This is a genomic window from Butyrivibrio sp. INlla21, from assembly GCF_900116875.1.
Lineage (GTDB): Bacteria > Bacillota > Clostridia > Lachnospirales > Lachnospiraceae > Butyrivibrio.
This window is the reverse complement of record NZ_FPCC01000018.1, coordinates 36,336-60,972: the sequence shown is the minus strand read 5'-3', so window position 1 is coordinate 60,972 and position 24,637 is coordinate 36,336. Positions and strand designations below refer to the sequence as shown.

The following is a 24,637-nucleotide window of genomic DNA, read 5'->3' as shown; positions in this document are numbered from 1 at the left end:
AATGGTGGAAAGCTTCTGCCTCCCACCATATTTTATCATATCTAAAAATTGACCGTTAATCCTGTCCCACAGGATCATTCCGCGAAGCCACAGTCTCCCGTGCCCATCACGCTGCCTGAGCTTCCTTCTTCTCGAAGTGCTTTCTGAGAATGAGGTGTCCCAAATAGATTCCTGCAAATGAAAGAGCAAATACGAGAATTATTGCTAACCATGTAGACAACAAAGTAGATCGCCGTTAAAAGCGCTACCATCACCACATCCTTAATTTTCAACATTTTCATACGTTTTTATCCTCCTGCATTTCCTTAAAAATGTTATTTAAATCGGACAAGCCCTGCTCATCCAAAATAAAATCTTTTTCAATAACCCCGTCCTTGAGATATACGATCCTGTTCGCTATATGCCTGATGAATTCGTAGTCATGCGATATGACAAGAACCCCCGCTTTGTCACGCAGCCTGTTTATCTCCTTTGAGACATTTAGCATCGAGTAAACATCAAGTCCGCTCGTAGGCTCATCAAAGATGATCAGGTCTCTGTCGCAGAGCATCGCCATTCCAATCTGAAGTCTCTGCTTCTGTCCGCCGCTTAAGTCAAACGGATGCTTGTACTTATACTTGGATAAACCAAGATACTCAAGACAATGATCTATCGCCGCAGAATCATTTTTAACAAGCTCAAGCTCGTTTTTTACGGACGTTCCAAACAGCTGATAATCGGGATCCTGCATGATAAAGAAAGGAAGTCCTTTCGTGTCGACTTTCCCGCTGTCAGGTTTGATGCTTCCGCAGAGCGCCTTTGCAATAGTGGTTTTTCCGGCGCCGTTGTCTCCGACAATAACGGTTATCTCGCCCTTATTGAGCTTAAGATTGACGTCATTCAAAATATCTTTGTACTTCACGTTTTCGAGACTTGCGACCACTTCCCCCGCATTTTCTTTTTCTCTAAAAGGAATATCAATAGAGAAAAGATCAAAGCTGCGAGTGTTGTAATCGCCGTTTTTGAATTCATCTTCGCTGTTGCAAAGATGTAGCTTTCCTTCGTCCATGAAAAGAACTTTGTCGATCATTCCGCCCAGATAGTAGAATCTGTGGTCGGCGACAATTATCGTATAGCCTTTATCGCGAAGTCTTTTTAATATGCGTCCGAGCTTCATGGCGTTGCCGTAATCAAGGTTCGCACTCGGTTCATCAAACAAAAGAACCTTCTGCTTCATCGTGACCGCAGATGCCAGGGCAATGAGCTGACGCTCTCCGCTTGAAAGAGAAAAGATATTTCTGTCCATTAACTCATCGAGACCGAATGTCTTTTTCAGACTCTCAAGTCTCTCCTGCATTTCCTCTTTGGTAAAGCCGTAGTTCTCCATCGGGAAAACAAGCTCCGCCGTCGTATTGTCGGTAAAAAACTGAGAGCGCGGATTCTGGAATACCGAACCTATCATCTGATTGAGGCGGTACATCTTAAGATCCGAATACTTCTCACCTTCAATTGACAAAAGACCTTTAAGTTCCCCTTCGGTAACCGCCGGAATAAGGCCGTTTAAGCACTTTAAAAGCGTTGATTTTCCGCTTCCGCTGTTACCTGTTAAAAGAACTATCTCTCCTTCGTCTATCTCAAAATTAACGTCACTTATGCCTTCATTTGATTCCTCGTAGCTAAAGCATAAGTTATCTGCTTTTATCACATTTTCTTTTTTTACATTTGTTTCCATACAAAGCCTCCGACAAGTCCCACAACAAATACAACAAGAACCGTCGCATCCGCAAAGGTGAATTTTTCTTCAAAGTAAGACGATCTTCTCAAAGGCGCATCTATTCCTTTTACAAGACCCGCGGCCGTTACTTCTTCCGCCAAAGCTGCGCATCTAAAGAGCTGTGGCACGATAAAGTACTGGAAGCTTTTAACAGGTTTTTTCCAGGTGAATCCGATTCCTCTAAGTCTCATCGATTCCGTGATGTATGAGAATTCTCTTTTAAATGTGGGAATGTATTTGATGGTAATTGTCACCGCCACCACCAGAACTCTTGGAACATGCATGGTCTCAAGCGCAGAAAGAAGCTGCGCGGAATTGTATTTGCTTACCAGGATTGATGCAAGTGCGATACACGGAATGCACTGAACGATCACTATGAGAAATAATCCTATGTATTGTAAATCTCCCATATGCATGGTCAGTGTGTAGGTTCCCATCATAAGGGCGTACACCAGCCAAAATCCCAGTAATCTCTTATATCTTCCCATCACGATCATGAGTACGGATGCAAATATCAGCAAAAACAATTGAAGGTATCTTCCGCTTATAAACATATACATGGTCGGTGCGATGATATTGACTAATATAAGAACAATGGGGTTAATATTTATTGCTTTCATTTTTTCATAACTTCCTCACTCTAAATAAATACCGCTGCTCAGTGCAGCTTGATCATATCGATCCTTTCGATGATCCCCAGATCCTCCAAAGTCTTGATCATTCGATAGACAGTAGCCGTTCCGATCGATCTGTCTTTGGACTTTACGATGCAGCAAATGTCCTTGCAGGATGCTCCGTCATTTTCCGCAATTACATCTGCCATAATCTCTCTTTGTTTGGTAACTCTGAATCCTCGTTCTCTCAGAACGCCGATTATCTGCTTTTTACTCATATGTCCCCTTTCAACCCGCAACAGTAAGTTGCTCTAATGAAGCGCCGTTTTCGTGTGCCATGCTGTAAATCTCCGTTACCCTTTTGTACCTGTCAAACGTTGCAAGCGCCGAATCCTTATCTGCGTAGACCTTCCAAAAGCCTGTGTACTGCACGCCTTTTCTGGAATCGTTCATGAATCCCACAACGTCTTTTACGGGATATCCAAGGAAAAGACCTATCTCATGAGGAAATTTCGAATCTTTCCTAAGATGCTTGGAAAGCTCCGCCACGCAAAGATCCGAATTGTTATATGAATATCCTTTTTCTTTCAGTACTTTGCAGACCTCTTTGTCGGAAAAATCTCTTTTTAAAAAAGATGGTCTGTAAAGATATATAAGTACATGTCCGTTCCAGTACTTGATCGGGATCATGCGAAGGCCCTTGTCTGCGAGCCTGATATTAAATCCTCTGACTTCATGATTGAATAATTCTATGTCGTCACAATCAATAGTAAAAAGATTGCCTGTCTTGATTCCTGCCAAAGTCGGAGAGCATAACTTTATAAGCACTTGGTCTCCCACTACAATTCCTCCCGTTTTAATGAATGCGGCAGCGTTAGCATACGCTAACCAGCATCCAAAAATATAACCCGCTTTACATCGGGCCTTGATCACTCTGATATTCTTTTATGATAATAATTATCAGCTATCTGTATTGATTATTATGTTAGCATTTGCTAACTTATTTTTCAAGGGGATAACCTCTATTTTTTACTTAATTTCTAAGAAAGGACATAATCAGATGAGTAAAGTAAAAGTAATCTTTTGGACAGGAAGCGGAAATACTCAGGCAATGGCTGATGCTGTAGCAAACGGAATCAATGCTGCAGGCGGTGAGGCTGAGGTTCTTACATTTGACGCTATCAGCGTAGCAGACGCAGCAAAGGAGTCTGTTATCGCATTCGGATGCCCCGCTATGGGCGCTGAAGTTCTTGAGGAAGGAACAGTTGAGCCTTTCATGGCTGAGTACGAAGGTTTCGCAAGCGGCAAGAAGATCGCTCTCTTTGGTTCATACGGCTGGGGCGACGGTCAGTGGATGCGCGATTGGCAGGACAGACTTACAGCTGCAGGCGCTACAATAATCGGCGGTGAGGGTCTTATCGTAAACAGCGCTCCCGACGAAGACGGAATCTCTAAGTGCGAAGATCTCGGAAGACAGCTCGCACAGGCATAAAGTAACTTAACACGGGTGCCCGGATTTATTAATGACGCCCACATATTAACACGACATACACTACAACTTCCTCCGTATTCGGAAATAAATCGAGTAGGAGGGAGTGATTAGCTCCCGTCCTCTCACAGCACCGTACGAACCGTTCGGTATACGGCGCTTTCAATAGTTGACGTGCATAGACTGATAGGCTGTGGCTAAATCATAAAAGCCACTGTTTATCAGTCTTTCTTTGATAAGGATTGAGTTACCTGCTCCGAGAGAGATACCCTTGCTAAGACGCTCTGTATTTGTAACGAAAAGATCGTCACCTACAAGCTGAACCTTGTGACCAATCTTAGCTGTCATCTTCTGCCAGCCTTCCCAGTCCTCCTCATCAAGTCCGTCTTCGATGGAGATGATGGGATACTTATCTACGAGGCTCTCCCAGTGAGCGATAAGCTCATCTGATGTGAACTCTTTTCCTGACTTAGGCTGCTTGTAGAAGCCTTTTCCTTTTTCGCTCTTCCACTCTGATGAAGCAGCGTCCATAGCGATCATGAAGTCTTTTCCGGGCTCAAAGCCTGCTGCCTTGATAGCCTCAAGGATCTTCTCGATCGCATCCTCGTCGCTCTTAAGCTGGTTGGGAGCAAAACCACCCTCGTCACCAACTGCTGTTACGTCGCCCATGTCTTTGATGAGTTTCTTGAGGTTGTGGAAGACCTCAGCGCACCAACGAAGAGCTTCCTTGAATGAAGGTGCTCCGACGGGCATGATCATGAATTCCTGTGTATCAACGGCGCTGTCAGCGTGTGCTCCGCCGTTGAGAATATTCATCATAGGAACGGGAAGTCTGTTTCCGGATACGCCGCCAAGGAATCTGTAAAGCGGGATTCCAAGTGACTTAGCTGCTGCTCTTGCAGTTGCAATTGAAACCGCAAGGATTGCATTTGCGCCGAGTTTAGACTTATCTTTTGTTCCGTCAGCCTTGATCATGGCTGCGTCTACTGCATATGTATCAGATGCATCGATACCTTTGATGACATCGTTGATAACAGTGTTGATATTGTCTACGGCCTTTGTAACGCCCTTTCCAAGGTAACGTGACTTGTCGCCGTCTCTAAGCTCAAGTGCCTCGAACTCACCTGTTGATGCTCCGCTGGGAGCTGTTCCTGTTGCTACTGTTCCGTCAGCAAGAATAACTTCCGCCTCAACGGTAGGATTTCCTCTTGAATCAAGGATTTCTCTTCCTATTACTTTTTCAATTGCAAGCTTTCCCATATTTGCTTACTCCTTTCAATCTAAAAAACACCAATTGTTAGCTTCCGCTAACTAAATCATTCTATTATAGCCGTTTTTTCATGTCAACGAAATGGGCATGGTTTGTGGCTTAATGATAAATAATCTCAAAAAGATTAAAACGCTTCTTTCAGAACTTCCTTAAGCGTATCCGCTGACGCCTTAAGCGCTTTATTTTCCTCGTCGCTCAGTCTGATTGGAACCGCACCCTCAACGCCGCTTCTTCCTACGATCGCGGGCATGCTGAGTGCAATGTCTTCTATTCCGAACTCGCCGTGCTGAATACTTGATACGGGAAGTATAGATTTCTCATCTCTGATTATCGCTTCGCAGATACGCCTTACGCTCATAGCTATTCCGTAATAGGTCGCACCCTTTTTCTCTATGATCTTGTACGCGCTGTTCTTGACGTTTTCAGCGATCTCTTTCATTGATTTCTCATGCTCGAAATGTCCTCTCATCTCGCAGAAATCATTGAGCGGGATTCCGGATACGTTGGCACTGCTCCACGCCGCGATCTCGCTGTCTCCGTGCTCTCCTATGATGCAGGCATGAACGGATCTGCTGTCGATGCTAAGGTGCTGTCCGAGAAGATATTTAAGTCTCGCGGTATCAAGAACTGTACCCGAGCCGAATACTCTGTTTTCGGGGAATCCGCTGAGTTTCGCCGCAGCATATGTAAGTATGTCCACGGGATTTGCAACGATAAGAAGTATTCCATCCGTGTTATATTTTGCAATTTCGGGAATGATGGATTTGAAGATTCCGATATTCTTTTTTACAAGATCAAGTCTTGTCTCGCCGGGTTTCTGGCCTGCGCCCGCAGTCACGACAATAACTGCCGCATCGGCGACGTCTTTATAATCACCTGCATATATCTGCATGGGCTTAGCAAAAGGAAGGCCGTGACTTATATCTAGTGCCTCGCCTTCTGCCTTTTCTTTATTCACATCAATCAGCACCATTTCAGAAAACAAGCCGCTTTCCATAAGTGCAAATGCTGATGCCGATCCGACAAATCCACAACCTACTACCGCTACTTTTCTTTCTTTTAAAGCTGCCATGATGTGCCTCCTCACTTAGAAACCTATATGATATACGAAATGCTCCATGACTTACGTCATTTTCTTGTTTTGAATTATGAAACCTATATCAATTATACCTCACTTAATTCCCGCTTGCTTAAGTGCGTCGTTATACGCATCTATAACCGCCTGCGTAGAAAAAGTCGCTCCGCTAACAGTGTCTACGTCCCCCAAAGGTTCTTGCTTTAGCTTCTCTATCACGTCTTCGGAAAAGTGCTTGTAATCATCCTCATCTTCATAGCTTGGAAGTGTGATATCAACAACTTCTCCGTTCTCAACTTTTATCTCGACGGTTATGTCTCCGGCATATCCAAAGCATGTGGCGCTGTATACTCCATCGGTCACGGCCTGAGAAATCTCTTTTGCCCCATCCTCATCCGCGGAAGTTTCGGAACCTTCGCCTTGTGCAGGTTCATCGGCGCTTTCAACGATCACATTCTTTGCCAAGTTTGAAGCGTTAGCCGCAGTGCTTTTTAGTCCACCGTATATTCCGAGAGAAATGAAAACGACCGCGATGAGCGAGATGTATCTGCATCTGTCGAAATCAAAATCCTTGTGCTTTGTACTATAGGCCTTCATTGGTCTGCAGATAAAGTACCAAAGGAATATGATCGAGTACGTAAAGATATTGAGTGTTGACCTTGCATCGCCTCTGAGTGCGCCTCTTGTATATAAGAGCAAGATGTGGCAGTAGATGAATGCGTAAAAGATATACGCAAAGCGCTGCAAGTTTTTCCACGCCTTGGGATTCATCTTTTTTCTGATCAGAATAAAAGATGTAACGAAAAGCGGGATCATGATGATAAACATTATGACTGACAGGATGTATAGCAGTGTCTTTTCCGGGGAAAAAATTCCCGAGATTGAAAAGACATGTCCCAAAGTCAGGATTGAAGCTATTATTGACAGTTGTCCTCTTAGGGGCATTAAAAGCTTAATCGGCTCGGAACCGTTTTTAAATGTTGATGCGTACATCACCAAAACAAAAAAGGATGTTCCAAGCCCTGCTTTACTGAACATAGGAAATATGTATTCGCCCACAAAACCGCCGGGAACTATCCCCTGTGCCTGTATGATTATTGTCGCAAGGGATAGGATCGCCGAGATCACATAAAACGGTATTGGATTCTTTTTAAGCGGTTTTTCAAATAAAAGGACAAACAATACAGCCGTTAATAAAGATATGAAAATTACCATGGCAATATTGTTCCTTTCTTGATCTTAATATGAATCTGATTATTTGTGCTCTTCTTCTGCGGGAGCAACCTCAGTGATTTCCACATCAAGCTTCACATCGGGATATCCGGCTGATTTTACAACAACCTTGAAGTTTCCTTCTTTATCAAAAACTTTTGAAAGAGTCTTATCAGCTGTTCCGTCTTCTTTGATGATCTTGGCACCGTGACGACCTGCACCGGAAACTTCTTCTCCGTTAACTTCGTACTTCTCGATGTTTTTAAGGTATGCGGCAAACTCTTCATCAGATGCGCCGTCAGCTTTTTTAACTCCGTCGTCGGACGCATCGGCAACTGCCTTATCTGTTGAAAGGACGAAATCTGCTGTGTAAGGAGCATAAACTCCGGACTTGTCACTTACTGTAAGTGTGTATTTTCCTGCAAGTGCATCTTTCCATGTAATCTCTTTTCCATCGCAGGTGATGTCCTTGCTGTCACCCTCAACCGCATATTCAAGCTCGTAATCCTCAGGGAAACCGGTGAGCGAAACAGTTGTTTTGCCGCTCTTTACGGTTGCATCGGCTACCTTGATCTCATTATCGAATTTCAAAGGAAGATAGAGATTTACGCTTGTCTTTTTCACACCTTCTGTTGTGTAGAGAATAATCTCATCGACCGTCTTTCCGGGAAGATCCGCGTAAGGCTCGTATACAACGGTGTTGCCGTGAGGCTCTTCGTACTTATCTGTTGTCGCAAAAGCGATCTCAAAACCTCTCCATACGTTTTCAAGAGAACGCATTGCATAAGTCTTGCCGTCAGTTGTGTGAATGCTTGCTGCGAATACGGTCTTCTCGGCAAGTGATTCATCAAGGTCGATCTCATAGTCGCCCCAGAATGTTGCCGTATTTATGTTTGCCTCTTTTGAATCGAAATCTTCAGCATCGCCCTGCGTTTTTCCAAATGAATATTTTCCTGAATCATCTACAGAAACTTCCTTGTAGTTTGCGGGAGTTTCGGAAAGCTCGGCGTAAGAATAATCTGCAGCTGCATATAGATCTGCTTCATCGGCTACCTTGAGGCTTTCATCAAGTGTAACTCCTTCGGGAATAAGAACCGGGAAGCTGACACCAAGGATCTTACTGTTGTCTTCAAGGTGATATGTACCACCTGTGAGCTTCTCGTTTGCAGCCTTGTTCATCGTCGCGCTTGAAACGGCGTCAACTCCGTCTCCGCCTTCAAACTCGGCTGCAAAAAAGTCACCGTAAGGAATGTTCATCTTAACGAAAGTTCCTTCGACCTTTACCTCTTCGGTTGTAGCTTCTGCGGCCTGTGTTTCTTCGGTTGCCGCAGCGCCTGTCTCTGTTGCATTATTGGCTGCAGAATTGCTCTCAGCTTGGTTTCCGCATCCTATAAGTGTAAATGCCATAATGGCAGCGCATGTTACTGATATAACTTTGCTTTTCATAAATAGACTCCTCTCTTTTGTTAGCTATTGCTAACTACATTTTAAAAGTAGTCTATCATAAATTTTTCGGAACATCAAAATGGAATAGCAACTCCGCCTTCGGGGATTACTTTCTTTTTATATTGTAAGTACCGCATCCAGGCGCTGATACCTGCCATTGACCACACGATTCCGACTGACCACCAGATGCCCCAGACGCCGATCGCAGCGATTCCCGTAAGGGGTATGGGTACAATGAATCTTCCGATTACTTCGACGATTCCGTTTATCAGCGCAAATACAGAATCTCCAAGACCGTTAAGCACACCTCTTACGATGTAGATCGTTCCTAGCATGATATAAAAGATACTGGTTATCTGCAGTGCTCTTGCGCCCATATTTATAACGGCTGAATCTGCGACAAAAATTCTTATTATATATTTTCCGAACAGCTGCATTACAGGCAGCATTGCAACAGAAAAGATTGCCATCATCATTACGCACTTCTTAAATCCGACCGTGATTCGATCGTACTTACGCGCGCCGTAGTTCTGGCCTGTAAAAGTAGCAAGGGCTGCACTGAGCGTCTGATAAGGAAGGTGGATTATCTGCTCTATTCTGCTGGTTGCTGTAAATGCCGCTACGGCAACAGGTCCGAAGGAATTAACCACTCTCTGAAGCGCCATGCAAGAGATCGCGATCATTGAGAATTGCAGTGAGAGCGGTATTCCGAGCTTTAAAACTCTGGAGACAATGTACGGTTTAAACGCAAGGTCTTTTCCCTTAAGATGAAAAAATTCATTTCTATTTATTGCGTATATAAGGCATCCTATTCCCGAAGCAAACTGCGCTACCACAGTCGCTACGCCTGCGCCGACAACGCCCATATGGAAGCCGCACACAAGCAGCACGTCCATTGAGGCGTTGAGAACGCAGGAAAAGATAAGGAAATAAAGCGGTGTTTTTGAATCTCCGAGTGCACGAAGCATGGAAGATGCGTAGTTATAAAGCGACACAAAAACAAGACCGACGCACATTATCTTAAGATATGCCGCGGAATCGGCCATTATGTCTGCCGGTGTCTCAAGAAGCCTTAGTATTTTCCCTGACAAAAGAAATGCGATAATGCCTACGATCGTCGGGAAAACCACCATGATATATCCCGTATTGGCGATACAGCTCTTTACATCGTCGTCATCGCCTTTTCCGAAAAACTGCGAAGTGATGATGCCTCCGCCGTTTCCGATTCCGTTGCAGAGCGCAAAGAAAAGAAACGTCACGGAGCCCGTAGCACCAACCGCACCAAGCGCTTTCGCGCCGACAAATTGGCCTACGATGATCGCATCCACCAAATTGTAAAGCTGCTGAAAAAGATTTCCGATAAGCATCGGAATTGAAAATTTTATTATCAAAGAGACCGGATTTCCCTCGGTCATGTTGATCACTGCGGATTTATGCGTTTTATTACTCATTTTAAAGTTACTACCTCTTCATTGTCGTCAACGAACTGTTTTTCAACTTCGACGCCATCGCAGCCGATCTTGTAGTCACCCTTAAATGCATTCACGATAGCATAACCGTTTTCATCGGTTGTGACTGTCTCGTCCGTCCACCATTCTTCTTTTACAAGCTTTTTGAGCATCTCAAACGAAGGCTTCTTGGAATTATCAAGTCTGATATATCCGCTCGGAGCCTTGAGCCATGCGCCGTCTCTGTAATCCCATGTTGTCACGGCTTCAACAAGAGGATGTGAAAAGAGAATTCTATACATCTCCTCTATTTCTTTTGCCTGTCTTTCTTCTCCCTCGGGGGTCGAAGGCCATTCGTCAACCTGCCAGTCGTTCAGATCGACTATGTGCGCCGGCATGATATCGCCCGAGATCAAAGTGTTCTCCGTAAAATGAATCGGAAGTCCGAAATGGGAGTATCTCTCAAGAACCTCCTCCAATTTCTCTTTTCCCCAGTATCCCTGATGCTGATGGGACTGGATTCCGATGGCGCTTATCGGAACTCCGGCGTTGAGGCAGCCGTCGATAAGTATCTCGTAGCTTGTTGAAGTATTGAAATCGTTGAGCAAAAGAACTGCATCGGGATTGTCGGCGTGAGCTCTTTCAAAAACCTCTTTTATCAGGCCGACTCTGCCTTTTTCCTTGCAGATCCTTGTGATCGCATTGTCGTACTTATCGAAAATCGGCATGATCACGACTTCGTTGATAACATCCCACATGTCGATGACGCCCTTGAAGCCTACAACTTCTCTGTCTATTCTCTCAAGCTGCTTCTGCATGATCGTCTTGTTGTCGTATTTCATGAGCCAATCCGCACAGGCTGTGTGCCAGCAAAGCGGATGCCCTTTGACCTTAGCGCCCTTGCTCTGAAGATACTTGGCCGCCTTCATGAGCGCGTCCTTATTGGGCTTGCCTTCCTCGGTCTCATATTGTCCCCAGTAAAAAGGCAGCGTGCCGTAGTTAAAAATCTCCAGCCAGCTGTCCGTTATCTGCTTGTATTCATCTTCTTCCTTAAGTACGTATGGAATAAAATCAAAGGCTCCGCAGCCAAACAAAAACTTGTGGTTCGTCTGCCTGATGCCTATATTCTTGTTAGAAAGCGGATTGCCCTGTGCATCCACGAATCGTATCCGCTTGTTGACTTTTCTGTGTGCTATTTCCATTATATCCACCTCTCATTTGTTTATGAAACCCACCTAAGAGTAATGATAGTAGTACATGGAAACCGCAGCCTCTTATATTTCGATTTTTCAGTTGTCATTTTTTGTTATATCCATACCGCTCGTTGTATCATTTTTCTCCTGAAAAATGCCATGCATCCTCGGCAAGTCGATTTGCACCTCCCATCGCCTCGAAAATGAGCGCAATATCGTTTATCGGCACGCAAATCAACTATTTTTGCAAAAATGCATGCATCGAAACCATAGAAAAAGCATGCGCTTTCATGAAAAACCTCAAAGCGCATGCTTACAAACCTCTGCTTATACCCAAATTTCAATTGTAATACCGATAAAATCGCCAAATTAGGCATGCAAATTTGAAGAAAATCGTATTTCGCATGCCCAAGTTGCAAAATCCTGAGAAAGAATTGTTTTATAAATTATCCATCTCTACCTATTTCGCGATATCCAACAATAGCTGTCACTACATCTTCCTTTTTTATAATTGCTACTTTCTTCTTTTCAGATATTAATTCCTGCGACAAAAGCACCACATTTTCAGGATAACCTGAAACTTCATCGTATCCTATCACCGTATATCCATCTATTTCATTCAATGCATTCGAAGCACTCTTCAAAAAAATCTTTTTTACATTATCTAATCCCAATTCTTTTTTGGGCAAAAAAGAATACATATCGGTTATATCATATTTTTTCATAATCCCTTATACTTCCTCACAAAAATACATTCTTCTATCCCTCATCCACGCCAGGGCTTCTTTCTCGGTCGCAAAGCCCGCTTCCGTGCCGGACCATTTCCCTGTGCCGGTGTCAGAGCCCTTTCCAACGGTGGTTCCGGGGCGCGTTCCCGCAGAAATACCGGAGCCATTGCCCGCGGAAGTGCCGGAGCCCGCGCCCACTGCGGCGGCGAACGCCTCGAGGTCGGTGATCTTCGCCATGATCACGGGCTTATCGGGGAGAACTTCGCCTTTGTCGAGCGCGCGAAGTTCATCTTCCTTATTCATTCTGCGGATGTAGTCATCGTCTCTGACGCAGTAGATATCGTAGTTTTTCTTGATTTCTTCGTAGTCGGAGATTCTATTCAAGGTAAAATCGCACACCTTTTCAAAGCCCATCCAGGAATAGATGGACTCGTCCACAGGCAAAAGAAATACGAAAGGAATGTGCTCTTTCTTTAAGAGCTCAAATGTCTTTTCAAACACCTTCGCCATCTGCCGCTCGCGTCGCCTGCTTTCTTTGGTCGCGACGGCAACGACGTAGTAAGACGGAACAAGTTTTCCGCACAGATTAACCGTGTACGGATTGAGGTGAAGCATCGAAATCACTTCACCGTTTTCCTCGCTCACTATCATCCTGTTGTCGCTGCATTTGTCTTCATAGTAGTAGTCGACAAACTCCTTCGGATCGTCAAAAGACTCTTCGTAAAGCTCTCTCGTATTCTCTTTTTCCAAAATATCTTTCTGTGAATACTCTTTTATCATGTGTTCTATACTCATCCGGTTTTGCGAATACTCGTTTATTATCGGATTCCCTTAAATGCTCTTCTCACATACTCTGTATTTCCTGGCGTAGCCAATCTGGTTGTAGCTCTCCTTGGCTTGCCTAAGACCCTCGAGACCCATGTCATCTTCTCTGTTGACAAGCTCGGCGTCTTCAAACGCGTTTAAAAGAAACTGTTGATTGATGACCTGATAGATTCCGGGAATCTCGGAGTTGCCTTTCTCAACGCTGATAACCGCCATCTTTTCTCTGCTGTTGTAGGAGCCGATGGTGAAGGCTTCAAGCATTTCGTCGATAAAAATTCCGCCTACTCTGAACGTAACTTTGTCGCAGTTTCTGAGAACATCGACAATTCCGTTTTTTTCCGCAATTAGCGTATCTTCGCTCTCTGCGCCTTCCGCTATCCTATTCTCTACCCATTTTTTCATGAACTCTTCAAGGAAATATTCGTCGACGCAGCACATGGTCTTGTATTCCCATCTGCCCTCATATTCTTTCATGAATTTGTTTACGAGATTTCTTTTCTTCTGGAACTTCTTTCCCGCAAGGGTTCTGAGTTCCTCGGCATCGTAGAGATAGTCTTTAAGGTCGGTTTCTTCCTCGACGGCATATTCGGGGTCATCAAATAATCCCAAAACTTTCAGCGCATCTTCGTCCGCAAGGTCAATCCTTAACGGGCTCTTTAATTCCTCGTGGAAGTACTGTCTTAATAGCTCAAAATACTTTGGGAGATCTTCGTCCGAGCAATATGGCATCGCCGCAAAATATCCTTTTTCATCCTTCATAAGAATGAGCGCAGCGCCGTCTTCCAGATAGATTTCCGTATTGTACAGGCCCTTCCAAATATACGTATCAAGCACCGTGCTGTCGCAGGTCTTGTTGTTTCTCAGCGCATATATCTTGGAAAGCTCCGCAGCTTCTTCAAAATTCGGTTTGTGAAATGCGATGGTCCTAGGGGACGGGGTTTGTGGTCCATTTTGCTTCTCAAGCTTTTCCGCCATATTCATATCCTGCTTCCTCGACAGCCGCCTTGATAAGCGCTTCGTCGATATCCTTGGTGGTTTCTATAGTTACAAGGTTCTTTTCGTGAGATGCTGTCGCACTTGTGATTCCGTCGATTGCCTCAAGTGCTTTTTTTACGTGTGCTTCGCAGTGCTGGCACATCATTCCGTTAACTGTGATATTCATTTGATTGTTCTCCTTTTTGTTTTTATATACCTTTATTAGATTCAGCCTCAGCGCATTCGATACCACGCAAAAACTTGAGAGTCCCATTGCCGCCGCGCCGAACATCGGATTTAATGTCCAGCCGAAAGCCGCAACGTAGCAGCCTGCCGCAAGCGGGATTCCTATAACGTTGTAAAAGAATGCCCAGAATAGATTTTCCTTTATGTTCTTAAGTGTTGCTCTTGAGATCCTGATTGCTGCCGCAACATCGAGAAGGCTTCCCTTCATAAGCACGACGTCCGCTGCATCTATCGCAATGTCCGTTCCCGCGCCGATCGCGATTCCGATGTCCGCACGTGTGAGCGCAGGCGCATCGTTAATTCCGTCTCCGACCATGGCGACTTTGCCTTTTGCCATAAGCTCTTTTACCACGGACTCTTTTCCGTCGGGCATCACTTCCGCGACAACTTCGTCAACGCCGGCCTGATCCGCGATTGCCTTGGCTGTTATCTTGTTATCGCCGGTGAGCATGACAACGTGAAGACCCATTTCTTTCAGCTGCGAAATCGCCGCGGCCGAATCCTCTTTTATCGCATCTGCGACAGCAATTATTCCGAGCAGTTCATTGTTCTTGGTAAAAAGAACCTGTGTCTTGCCCTGCTTTGCGAGCTCATCCATTGTGCTCTTATGTGAAACGACGGCGTCACCTGCGATTCCCGCGATAAACTTAGCGTTTCCGCCCGCGATCACGTTGTCGCCAAACTTTGCTCGAAGACCGTTTCCGGACAAAGCCTCAAACTCTTTTGTCTCCTCAAGCTTGATTCCCTGCTCTTCAGCGCATGTTGCGATTGCCTTTGAAATCGGATGTTCGCTCTTTGCTTCAAGTGAAAAAGCTGTGCTAAGTAGTTCTTCTTTGCTGTGACCTGCAACCGGTATAATATCCGTAACGCGCATGATTCCTGTGGTTATCGTTCCCGTTTTATCGAGCGCGACGATATTTATTTTGCCCGCAAGTTCCTGAGCTGCAGCGGTTTTATACAGAATGCCGGCTCTTGCACCGACTCCGTTTCCGACCATAATGGCTACGGGTGTGGCAAGTCCAAGCGCGCAGGGGCAGCTGATGACAAGAACGGATACCGCTCTGGCGATCGCATAACCGAAAGTCTGTCCGACAAGGAGCCAGACGATAAATGTGACAATTGCGATGGCGATTACAACAGGGACAAAAACGCCGGATACTCTGTCGGCGATCTTGGCAATCGGCGCCTTAGTCGCTGCCGCGTCGCTCACCATGCGGATGATTCCCGCAAGCGTTGTGTCTTCTCCGACTCTGGTTGCTTCGCAGACCATATATCCCGAGGTATTTATTGTTGCGGCGGAAACCTTGTCTCCGACTTGTTTTTCCACGGGAATGCTCTCACCCGTAAGTGCGGATTCGTTCACGGCGCTCTCGCCCTCAGTCACGATACCGTCCACGGGTATGCTGTCTCCGGGTCTTACAACGAATCTATCTCCGACTGAAACTTCCTCGATCGGAACCTCTTTTTCCACGCCGTCTTTTAGAAGAACAGCTGTCTTGGGTGCTATCTTCATGAGCGACTTGAGCGCATCGGTGGTCTTGCCTTTGGACTTAGCTTCAAGCGTCTTTCCGACTGTGATAAGTGTGAGTATTGTCGCCGCGGATTCAAAGTAGAACTGATCCATGAAGTACATGATCTTGTCGGTGTCGTTTGCGAGCACGGCGCCTGTCATCGCAAAAAGCGCATATACGCTGTACGCAAAAGAAGCTGTGGCTCCGAGTGCAACGAGCGTGTCCATGTTGGGCGATCTGTGGAGAAGCCCTTTGAAACCGCTTATAAAGAATTTCTGATTTATGACCATGATAAGGCCCGCTATCAGAAGCTCGTACAAGCCCATCGCGACATGGTTTCCGTCAAGGAACCCGGGCAGCGGCCAGTTCCACAGCATGTGTCCCATCGATACGTACATAAGTGGAATCAAAAGAACTACCGAAGCGATCAACCTCTTTTTTAACTTGAGAGTTTCTGTGTCTTTCAGAGAATCTTCCGCTTCCTGCGCGGCGCTACCGCCTGCTGCCTTGGATGATTTCTTAAGGCTTGCTCCGTATCCTGCGGCCTCTACCGCTTTAATTATTTCTTCGCTGGATGCGCTGCCTTCAACGCCCATCGAGTTTGTGAGAAGGCTTACCGCGCAGCTCTCGACTCCGTCGATCGCGCTCACCGCCTTTTCAACTCTGGCCTGGCATGCAGCACAGCTCATACCTGTTACGTTGTATTGTTCCATTTCTTTTACCTTCATTTCTTATTCGCGATATACGTAGTTCTGCTCGTACACATGCAAATAATGAACGATGCTTACTTCATAAGCTTCTGCAATGTAACAACAAGCTCGTCTATGATCTCGTCGTTACCATTTCGGATATTATCCGCAACGCAAGACTTCATGTGATTGGCAAGAAGCACCTTATTAAAGCTGTTGAGCGCGCTTGTTATCGCTGACACCTGCACCAGAATATCCGTGCAATATGCATCGTTTTCAAGCATTCCTTCTACGCCCCGAACCTGCCCTTCAATTCGCTTAAGCCTGTTTATGAGATCTTTTTTCTCTTTATCTTCTCTGTCTTTATGCTTACCAGAGCAGTGCGGGCAGCTTGTGTTCATCTCTTCTGTATCGTGCATGTCTTGAGCATTTTCCTTCTTCCTTGCCATATCTTCCTCCTACCGAACAGTACATCTTTTATGATATAAAAATACCCTAGAGGGGTATACCAATCTTTTGAGATTAATATATACCCCCTTAGGGTATTTGTCAATTAGGTTTTGTGAAATTTAATTTTTTGCAGCCGGCTGTGTTTTCCCCGCCCCGATTTCAAAATGGCGTCTTACAATTCCAAGATCCACTTTGCTGAAGGGGCCGCCTTTGTCGACGAATTCTATCGTTTCGTCGTCTTTTAGTTTGACAAGGAATCTCTGCTGATTGATCGCAGTGGGCGCCAAAAGAGCCATCTCCATCCCTTTGTCGAACCACTCAGGTCTGCTGCCGGGCGCTTCGCATAACTGCGAAATGTCTTTTGACTTATGAGGATTGCCTTGATTCTTGCCGTATCCGATCGCGATGGATATCACAAGTCGCTCACCATCCAAAACCTCAGCTGCAATCTTCTTGCGGTTGAAGGTTCCTGCCCAGCAGGTGTTAAGTCCAAGGGTCTGTGCAAAAAGAACGAGCTTCTCGCCGTAGTATCCGACTCTTTGCTCTAAATCTTTTGCATCTTTTCCAACGCAGGCTATAACGCTCGGCGCGGAAGCCAGTCCCATAGCCTTGTTGAGGAGCCTGTTGTACGCATCTCCCGCATCTTCGATGAACTGCAGATGAAGATTCCCTTCCTTGTTGAGCTCATCAACTTTTTCTTTTATCAACCTAACCTTTTCGGGTTCGATTCTTTTTTCCAAATAGTTTCTGACTGAATGTCTTGCAAGGATTGCTTCTATATCGTTCATTGCTTCTCCTTTCAGCGCGCTTATTTAAGCTCTATCTCTTCACCCGGGCGAACAATCAGCTTGCCGGGGCCGTCGAATTTATCTGCCGCGTCTTTATCGAATCCGGTCTTATCTTTTACGGGCTCCATGTGGTAAGGGATTGTATGTTTAGCGTTGATGACTTTGGCACATTCTGATGCCTCGGTGACATCCATGTTGAAAACTCCGTCGCAACAGATGAAAGCGTAGTCGAGATTTCTTTTGCCCAGATCAGGCATTGACGGCGTAGTCGAAGTGTCTCCGGAAAAATAAACCTTAACTCCGTCTGCGAAAGTGAGTATAAATCCAACACAATCCGATGCCTTATGATTCTTGTTGTATCCGGCTTCCACAGCCTCGACAGTGACATATCCAAGGTCAAATGTCTGATATTCTCCGCGTTTAAGCGCATCTTTCCATTTGATCAAAGTGCAGACCGGATTTTTCTTTTTTATCATCTTATCCTGAGTGTGATCGTAGTGATTATGCGTCATAAGGATGAGATCCGCGGGAAGATCATAGCCGTCTCCCATGAATGGATCAAGGTATATTACTTTGCCTTCTTCGGTGACAATCCTTACGCTTGCGTGTCCTTGGTACAGAAGTTTTGCTGCCATGCGCTTTACCCTCCATCATTACAACACTGCTTTTTTCCACTCATCTTCCTTGAAGCCTGCGAGCACGGTTTTGTCTTTTATGAGCAAGGGTCTCTTAACGAGCATTCCGTCTGATGCAAGGATATCCAGCATCTCGTCGTCGCTCATGTTCGGAAGCTTCTTGGAAAGTTCCATTTCTCTGTAGAGCATTCCGCTTGTGTTGAAGAACTTCTTCAGCGGAAGGCCGCTTTTTGCGTTAAGATCTTTGAGCGTCTTTTTGTCGGGATGGTTCTCTTTTATGTCGATGTTTTCGTATTTAACGCCATTGTCATCAAGCCATTTCAAGGCTTTTTTGCAGGTGGAACATTTTGAATAGCAATATACTTTTATCATTGTGTGTCCTCCTAGGTTATCTAAGTCTCAGCATTTTCTTCTCTCATCTTCATTCTATTATAAATGCATATCATGGCTATTGCGAATGTAAACTTACAAAAGCCGACGTTCATAACGCAGGATTCGATGCATCTTATAAATCCTTCTCTTCCGGTTCCTTCCGTCAAAATAGGCAATCCATCTTTTATAAGACTAAATACAAAGCTCCACAAGTAACTGATAATAAACGGGGCGAAAAAGGATGGAACTCATATACTGCATGGTGGCAAAAATCATTTGAATTTAATGGAGATGATTATCTTAGAGTCAGCCAAGGCTATTCTCTTGTCCCTACTTACACAGATAGAGATCTCGATTATCTATTCTCATTAGTAAAGGATAAATGCCTTATCGGAACATACAGTCAATACAAGACTCCCAAGCTTATTTGGAAAACAATACGTGAGCACGATGAAAAAATCCGCCGAGAAAGACCAAGTATCTTTGAAAAAATATGTAATCTGAATCAAATGAGTATAGCTAGCAGTTTTGAGTAATCCGACCACATAGTGATCTACAAGCAAAAGCCCGCAAATGATGCGGGCTTTATTATATTCCTATGCTTCGTGAACCCTTTCATTACTAATATCCATAGCAACTTTGCGCTTTCTGTACAATGTCCGGGTCTGGTAAAATAACAGCGCATAACTTGTTATTCCAAGTAACAACATCAAAGCATTGTCCTTAGAAATTTAAGTGAGATATTTAGATATTCGGCTGATGGATGGAGCAGTTTTGGCCACTGGAATTATAATGTATCGTCGAGACCGCATCCGAGATTGACTACCGCTGCACTTGGATGTTTTTTCAAATAGTCTTTTACCTCCCATGCAAGACCATATTGTCTCTGGGCAACCTCAAGCGCTCCGTGAAGTCCTGTCTTGGTCTCCATCTTCTTGCACTTTTCTTCAAAATCGTAATCGATCATTGAGCATATGCGCTCAGCCTCGGGATCATTAAATAGCTCAGGGAAATGTTCGGAGCACACTTTTCTTCCTATCAAAGGTATTATCAGTGTTTCTTGAACAGTGTTCTTCTCGATTTTGTACATGAAATATAAACCCTCTCATATTTTTATAAAAACGTGATTCTATAATACTACAAAAAGTTAGCACGCGCTAACTTTTATTCATTCGATATTTTCTTTTAAATAAAAAAGCGGGCGGAGCGCCATTTCAGCGTTTCGCCCGTTTTATCATTTGTTCTCTCATTTAATTTAGCAAGCTTGCTTCAGCACCACAGCTTGCTTTTTTCTTCCAAGCACATGATCTATCAGCATAAAGATAAATCCCAATACAATGAAGAATACCAGTAGTACAAGAACCCAAGTGATCACACCCTGTATTCCGACTCTCTCCGGATTTAAGAAAAAGTACGGATAGATGAGCGGATTTGTTCCTGTGTGATTCATTATGCTGCTGTCAAAGTTTCTGAGTGCCGCGTGTGCGAATACATATCCCACATATGTAAGCGGGAACAGCGATGACAGAAGTGGCATTTTCCAGTTCATTGTTCCATGCTCATAGAACAATACCCAATCAGCTGTATACATAATAGGCAAAACGACATGGCACAAAATACATTCAACTTTATAATTAAGCGCAGGATCTCTTCCCGCATCTCCGGCCAGCAAGATATTGAAAACCAAAAATGTCAGTATGATTCCAAGCATACTTATCACGCGAAGCCCCGGCTTAAGTGTCACATATCCATCGCCTTTTTTCCTCAGGGTCTGAATAAGCTCGGCAAGCATAATGCCAGCACATAGATAGTTACTGATGTTGGTGAAGAAGATATAGAAGTCCCCTTCAAATTGCATGTTAAAAAACCCAACGCTCCCCACACATGCAATCACCGCAAGTGCGCAGTAAAAAGACTGAAATACGATCTGCGCATCTCTGCTCTTAGAAATTTTACTCATATTTAGTTACCTCTTTCCTTTTTCTCTTTTCCCCACCAAGTATCTTATTTTATCTCATCTGAGAATTTTGAGCAAATCGTCAAAAAACTGTTCGCGGTATTTCAAGCATATCCAGTAGCTTTACAAAAGTGTCCTGTCCATCGAGACAGGTATCAATAAGCCAGCCCTTCTCATTTTTCCATTCGGAAAGTCCTCTGTAATAATAGTTCTTCTTTGTATCTTCAATGATGAAAGGTATCACATTGTGATGAAGACATTCTTTTAATGCAACAAGTCTTCCGACACGCCCGTTTCCATCCTGGAAGGGATGGATTAATTCGAACTCTGCATGAAATGCTACGATATCTTCAAACGTGACCTTTTCCTTGGCATTATATTTATCAATCAAAGCCTTCATGTGCTTATGCACCTCAGATGGCTTTGATGTTTCTCTGCCACCAACGACATTCGCACGCTTTTTGTAATCACCTACCGCAAACCATCCCAGAGTCGAATCCTTGGTATCATGCTTTAAAACAAAATGCAGTTGTTTGATGATATCTTCAGTTAGCTCATCCTCTGCAATATCTATCACATAATCTATCGCCCTAAAATGATGAACCGTTTCCAGAACATCATCCACAGGAATCCCATCTCTCACATCAAGAGTATTGGTTTCAAAAATCAATCTTGTCTGATCTTCCGAAAGCTTGCTTCCCTCAATATGATTTGAATTATATGTCATCCTGACCTGGAGCTCATGATAAAGGCCACCGGACAATCTCATTTCTTTTTCATCACGAAGAACCTGAAGAATGCTGTTGTCTGAAATATCTCTCATGATCACATCAGGCGATTCGCCGAGATATTCAGCAATCTTCTGTATACTTCGCTTGGAAAGCTTCTCTCCCTTAGCTATCTTGGCGACCGTTCGTGTGGATAGCCCAAGTTCCGTAGAGAGCTCAGTCTTTCCTATGCCTTTTTTCTTTAAGGCTTTTTCAAGACCCTCATACGAAATCATATTTGTCTCACCTCCAATAATCTTTACTTATTTTACCGCGGCGCGCTAAAAAAGTAAAGATTATTGGACTTTAAGGAATAAAAAGTAAAGATTATCCAGCCGATTCCAATTCATCCTTCCAGCGCTTTACGTTTTTCTCGGTAATACTCTGATTCCTGTGTGGCATTAAAGCCATCGAGCAAATACTCTTTTGGAATGTACTTATCATATTCAAGGTCCATGAAATAGTTACAGAATATCTGCTCACCATAGATTATTTTGCCTTTTCCGTCAGTCAGAGCATAAATAAATCCCTGATATGGATCGGCGTTTACCGCAAGAAGCTCATATGTTTTTTCTTCTTCCACACAATAGTATCCGATATATTCCGTAGACTCATACTCTTTTAACCTCTTTACTTCTTCAGCATAAGCATCCTCGGAATATTCCACGACCATATAACCCAAATACTGCGCATCCCACGGGTTGTAATAGACCATCTTAAAGTCTGTAACGTTCATTTCCTTAGATATTTCTTTTGGCCAAATGGTCTCGTCCATACCCCACTTCGTCCACTGAGTATCAACGCCTTTTTCATAGGCCCCGTTAGAAAAGTTCATATAATCGTTGTAGGCAGACACGTCATCATATACTTCTACCTTCGCGCTTGATACCATCAGCATAAGAATTCCAACAATAAATGTCATTACGATCGCTCGCCAAAAAGCTGCGATCACTCCGACTATTGTAACGAACTTTATCCATTTAACGAGTCGTTTATTCTTAGTGATCTTTTCCAAAAGACCTGTCACATAAAGCGTTAAAATCGCCATGATCACAAGCGCTATAAACGAAACAAACAAGATACCTTTATTTATCTCGTCCAAGCTTTTATGAAATGTCTGCAGAAAAATAGCTACCAATAAAACCAACACACCGACGAAACTAATTATCTGCATCTTCCTTAAAAGACTGCCTTTTTCCTCATTAGCATAGTCAGCCATCTTAGTGGCGACATCTCTTACTTCTTTATCCATCATCTCGCTTTTTCTTTCTCCTTCAATTATTTCTCTGACATCCACATCATAGAAATCCGCAATCTCAACCAGTAACGAAATATCCGGTAGATTGGTTCCGGTTTCCCAACGTGATACGGATCTGGAGCTTACATTAAAAACCTGCGCAAGCTGTTCTTGTGTCATTTGCTTTTCATGTCTTAATTCTTTTAAAAATCTGCCTGCTTTTTTCTGGTCCAATGATTTTTCTCCTCCTTCCCTTGGATAATTGAAGTTTAAAAAATCAGTCCGAACAATACCACGACACAAAGCGAGGAATGCCGTTTTTTCGTACCGGACACGGTGTGTCTAATGAACTAAAACCATTTCTTCGTCCCTACGGTTCATTTACCAGGTCCATCGCCGTTCTTCTCTTTCTGTACAATGTATATGTCTGGTAAATGATCAGTACAGATAATGCAATTCCAAGTAAAAAGTCAGCTATAAATGCGTTTATATTTACAATAGCATGATCATAAGATGCTAAAGAATTATTTATAGTATAAAATTTCTCCATCCTAAAGCTTTTAATAAATCTGATCACAGTATCAAGTATTATCAGCGCCGAAGCAATTGTCAGCATATTCACCCACAACTTACGCTTCCCATCGCGTATAAAGAAGCCTAATGATGCTATTGCCCCCAAAGCACAAGGTATGATAGTCGTCCACACAATTTTAAATACATTTCTGATTATCATTATATAATACGATCCGGGATTATTAGAAACAACACCATACTTTTCACCGCCGGGATCCATTGCATGTTTGAGCATCTGACTATAATCCGGAATTCTACTATAAAGCCTGATCCCGCCATCCAGTAATAAATGTGCCCCAAAATAAATAAGCAAAATTATTCCTATTCTCTTTGGCGTCAATGTATCTTTTACAGCACTATATATACCGTAAGAAAAAATAATCAAAAGTATTATTCTCTCCAATTCAACACTAAGCGGAAAATAACCTCCAAACCTCTCATTAGCATGAATATACAGTAAGCCCATATCTAAAGCTATTTTCATAAAAACAGACATCGCTATAAGTGCATACAATACACTCGTAATAGCATTAATTGTTTTGTTCTCCACCACAGGATTTTTTTCAACCACGTTAGTCATCTCCTTTCCGGATAAAAGGTCGTCAAGGCTAACACTCAAAATCTCGGATATTTTCTTTAATGTAATAATGTCAGGATAACGCTCACTGCACTCCCAACGTGAGACCGTCTGTCTTGTAACATATAATTGCTCAGCCAGTGCTTTCTGCGTCAATCCATTTGATTCCCTCGCGCTTCTGAGTTGCTCTCCAAATCCGACCATATAATAAACCGTCCTTTTCAAATTAATTTTTCACACCTGCAGATGTTGAATTCAGTATCTCGCAACGTTCTTCTTTTTACAAGAAAAATGCATGAAAAAGCGGGGTTCCATTATGGTACCCCGCATTCAGCATTTGAAGATTGTGCAGTCTATAGCCATCGTCATCCAAAAGAATTGGCGAGATCAGGCTCTTTCGATCATTATGCATTTCAGAATAGAATGATTCCGGCGTGGCATCACATGCTTTAAGCTTACCGATCACACTGTCCAAGAGCGACAATTCAGCTTCCGCCCTATTGATCAGCTTCTCTAAATAATCCTTCTGCGCCAACTCTTTGACAAGCTTAATGTTCTCTTTTTTGATGTACTTGCCACGGGTATCACCATTGTCAGCTATCAAATAGTACTGTGCCGAGCCTTTTCTATGAGAAATGCGGAGTTTCCCCTCCCGGGCCTTCTTTACGCCTTTCCGCACCAGCGCTATCGCTTGACTTAGCTCATGCTTTCTTGCGTCAAGTTCTTTTATAATTCTGTCAGTGTTCAGCGCTTGCGTCACCTCTTGCTTACACATGCAATTCTAATATAACAGTTCTTCAATGCTAT

At 43.8% G+C, this 24,637-nt stretch carries 25 protein-coding genes and 1 pseudogene; 1 reads left to right on the top strand and 25 read right to left on the bottom strand.

Annotated elements, in window-relative coordinates; translation table 11 throughout:
- Window positions 1–74 precede the first annotated feature (74 nt).
- From BM377_RS11065 to BM377_RS11045, 5 genes are read right to left on the bottom strand one after another with little or no spacing between them, the layout of a single operon-like run.
- Complete coding sequence (locus tag BM377_RS11065) at window positions 75–281, bottom strand: hypothetical protein (RefSeq protein WP_092248097.1); 207 nt, start codon at window positions 279–281, stop codon at window positions 75–77.
- Complete coding sequence (locus BM377_RS11060) at window positions 278–1,711, bottom strand: ABC transporter ATP-binding protein (RefSeq protein WP_092248095.1); 1,434 nt, start codon at window positions 1,709–1,711, stop codon at window positions 278–280. Before BM377_RS11060 ends, BM377_RS11065 begins: the two co-directional genes overlap by 4 nt.
- On the bottom strand, window positions 1,696–2,373 hold the full coding sequence (locus tag BM377_RS11055; RefSeq protein ID WP_092248093.1) for an energy-coupling factor transporter transmembrane component T: 678 nt from the start codon (window positions 2,371–2,373) through the stop codon (window positions 1,696–1,698). Before BM377_RS11055 ends, BM377_RS11060 begins: the two co-directional genes overlap by 16 nt.
- 38 nt (window positions 2,374–2,411) lie before the next feature.
- Window positions 2,412–2,645, bottom strand: a complete 234-nt coding sequence (locus BM377_RS11050) for a Fur family transcriptional regulator (protein WP_092248090.1) — start codon at window positions 2,643–2,645, stop codon at window positions 2,412–2,414.
- Window positions 2,646–2,655: 10 nt separating this feature from the next.
- A complete protein-coding gene (locus tag BM377_RS11045; protein ID WP_177223865.1) occupies window positions 2,656–3,207 on the bottom strand; it encodes a DUF3793 family protein in 552 nt (183 codons plus the stop codon).
- A gap of 220 nt (window positions 3,208–3,427) precedes the next feature.
- On the opposite strand from BM377_RS11045, the gene BM377_RS11040 reads away from it, so the two are divergent.
- Entirely contained in the window at window positions 3,428–3,859 is a 432-nt protein-coding gene (locus BM377_RS11040; RefSeq protein ID WP_092248084.1) for a flavodoxin, read from the top strand.
- A gap of 210 nt (window positions 3,860–4,069) precedes the next feature.
- On the opposite strand, the pseudogene eno reads toward BM377_RS11040, so the two are convergent.
- The 20 genes and pseudogenes from eno to BM377_RS10935 all read right to left on the bottom strand — a co-directional run.
- Window positions 4,070–5,116 (bottom strand): annotated as a pseudogene (gene eno, locus BM377_RS11035) (phosphopyruvate hydratase); the annotation flags it as partial.
- A gap of 134 nt (window positions 5,117–5,250) precedes the next feature.
- Window positions 5,251–6,198, bottom strand: a complete 948-nt coding sequence (locus BM377_RS11030; protein WP_092248081.1) for an L-lactate dehydrogenase — start codon at window positions 6,196–6,198, stop codon at window positions 5,251–5,253.
- 99 nt (window positions 6,199–6,297) lie between these two features.
- The gene (locus BM377_RS11025; RefSeq protein WP_092248078.1) at window positions 6,298–7,416 is read right to left on the bottom strand and encodes an FMN-binding protein; all 1,119 of its coding nucleotides are present in this window, start codon (window positions 7,414–7,416) and stop codon (window positions 6,298–6,300) included.
- Between the two features lie 39 nt (window positions 7,417–7,455).
- Window positions 7,456–8,859: a hemoblobin-interacting domain-containing protein gene (locus BM377_RS11020; RefSeq protein WP_092248075.1), complete on the bottom strand. Its 1,404-nt coding sequence runs from the start codon at window positions 8,857–8,859 to the stop codon at window positions 7,456–7,458.
- A gap of 74 nt (window positions 8,860–8,933) precedes the next feature.
- Window positions 8,934–10,310 (bottom strand): MATE family efflux transporter, encoded by a 1,377-nt coding sequence (locus BM377_RS11015; protein ID WP_092248072.1) that lies wholly within the window; start codon window positions 10,308–10,310, stop codon window positions 8,934–8,936.
- A complete protein-coding gene (locus tag BM377_RS11010) occupies window positions 10,307–11,509 on the bottom strand; it encodes an endo-1,4-beta-xylanase (RefSeq protein ID WP_092248069.1) in 1,203 nt (400 codons plus the stop codon). The genes BM377_RS11015 and BM377_RS11010 overlap by 4 nt, the downstream gene beginning before the upstream one ends.
- A gap of 437 nt (window positions 11,510–11,946) precedes the next feature.
- Window positions 11,947–12,225, bottom strand: coding sequence for a hypothetical protein (locus BM377_RS11005; protein WP_092248066.1), 279 nt, complete (start codon window positions 12,223–12,225; stop codon window positions 11,947–11,949).
- Window positions 12,226–12,231: 6 nt separating this feature from the next.
- Entirely contained in the window at window positions 12,232–13,023 is a 792-nt protein-coding gene (locus BM377_RS11000; protein ID WP_092248062.1) for a GNAT family N-acetyltransferase, read from the bottom strand.
- A 36-nt stretch (window positions 13,024–13,059) separates the two neighbouring features.
- A complete protein-coding gene (locus tag BM377_RS10995) occupies window positions 13,060–14,034 on the bottom strand; it encodes a DUF2156 domain-containing protein (RefSeq protein WP_242948157.1) in 975 nt (324 codons plus the stop codon).
- Window positions 14,012–16,498, bottom strand: coding sequence for a heavy metal translocating P-type ATPase (locus BM377_RS10990; RefSeq protein ID WP_092248059.1), 2,487 nt, complete (start codon window positions 16,496–16,498; stop codon window positions 14,012–14,014). The genes BM377_RS10995 and BM377_RS10990 overlap by 23 nt, the downstream gene beginning before the upstream one ends.
- 71 nt (window positions 16,499–16,569) lie before the next feature.
- The gene (locus BM377_RS10985) at window positions 16,570–16,875 is read right to left on the bottom strand and encodes a metal-sensing transcriptional repressor (protein WP_242948160.1); all 306 of its coding nucleotides are present in this window, start codon (window positions 16,873–16,875) and stop codon (window positions 16,570–16,572) included.
- A gap of 168 nt (window positions 16,876–17,043) precedes the next feature.
- Window positions 17,044–17,712, bottom strand: a complete 669-nt coding sequence (locus BM377_RS10980; RefSeq protein WP_092248054.1) for a nitroreductase family protein — start codon at window positions 17,710–17,712, stop codon at window positions 17,044–17,046.
- A 20-nt stretch (window positions 17,713–17,732) separates the two neighbouring features.
- A complete protein-coding gene (locus BM377_RS10975) occupies window positions 17,733–18,347 on the bottom strand; it encodes an MBL fold metallo-hydrolase (protein ID WP_092248051.1) in 615 nt (204 codons plus the stop codon).
- An 18-nt stretch (window positions 18,348–18,365) separates the two neighbouring features.
- Window positions 18,366–18,719, bottom strand: a complete 354-nt coding sequence (locus BM377_RS10970) for an arsenate reductase family protein (RefSeq protein WP_092248048.1) — start codon at window positions 18,717–18,719, stop codon at window positions 18,366–18,368.
- A 787-nt stretch (window positions 18,720–19,506) separates the two neighbouring features.
- On the bottom strand, window positions 19,507–19,809 hold the full coding sequence (locus BM377_RS10960) for a hypothetical protein (RefSeq protein WP_092248042.1): 303 nt from the start codon (window positions 19,807–19,809) through the stop codon (window positions 19,507–19,509).
- 165 nt (window positions 19,810–19,974) lie between these two features.
- The gene (locus BM377_RS10955) at window positions 19,975–20,679 is read right to left on the bottom strand and encodes a Pr6Pr family membrane protein (RefSeq protein ID WP_199704166.1); all 705 of its coding nucleotides are present in this window, start codon (window positions 20,677–20,679) and stop codon (window positions 19,975–19,977) included.
- Window positions 20,680–20,758: 79 nt separating this feature from the next.
- Window positions 20,759–21,679, bottom strand: a complete 921-nt coding sequence (locus tag BM377_RS10950) for a Fic family protein (RefSeq protein ID WP_092248039.1) — start codon at window positions 21,677–21,679, stop codon at window positions 20,759–20,761.
- Between the two features lie 110 nt (window positions 21,680–21,789).
- Window positions 21,790–22,914, bottom strand: coding sequence for a helix-turn-helix domain-containing protein (locus BM377_RS10945; RefSeq protein ID WP_092248035.1), 1,125 nt, complete (start codon window positions 22,912–22,914; stop codon window positions 21,790–21,792).
- Between the two features lie 136 nt (window positions 22,915–23,050).
- Window positions 23,051–24,034: a helix-turn-helix domain-containing protein gene (locus BM377_RS10940; protein WP_092248032.1), complete on the bottom strand. Its 984-nt coding sequence runs from the start codon at window positions 24,032–24,034 to the stop codon at window positions 23,051–23,053.
- A 76-nt stretch (window positions 24,035–24,110) separates the two neighbouring features.
- Window positions 24,111–24,605 carry a hypothetical protein gene (locus BM377_RS10935; RefSeq protein ID WP_092248029.1) on the bottom strand — a complete coding sequence of 165 codons (495 nt, stop codon included), beginning with the start codon at window positions 24,603–24,605 and terminating at the stop codon, window positions 24,111–24,113.
- Between the last annotated feature and the right edge of the window lie 32 nt (window positions 24,606–24,637).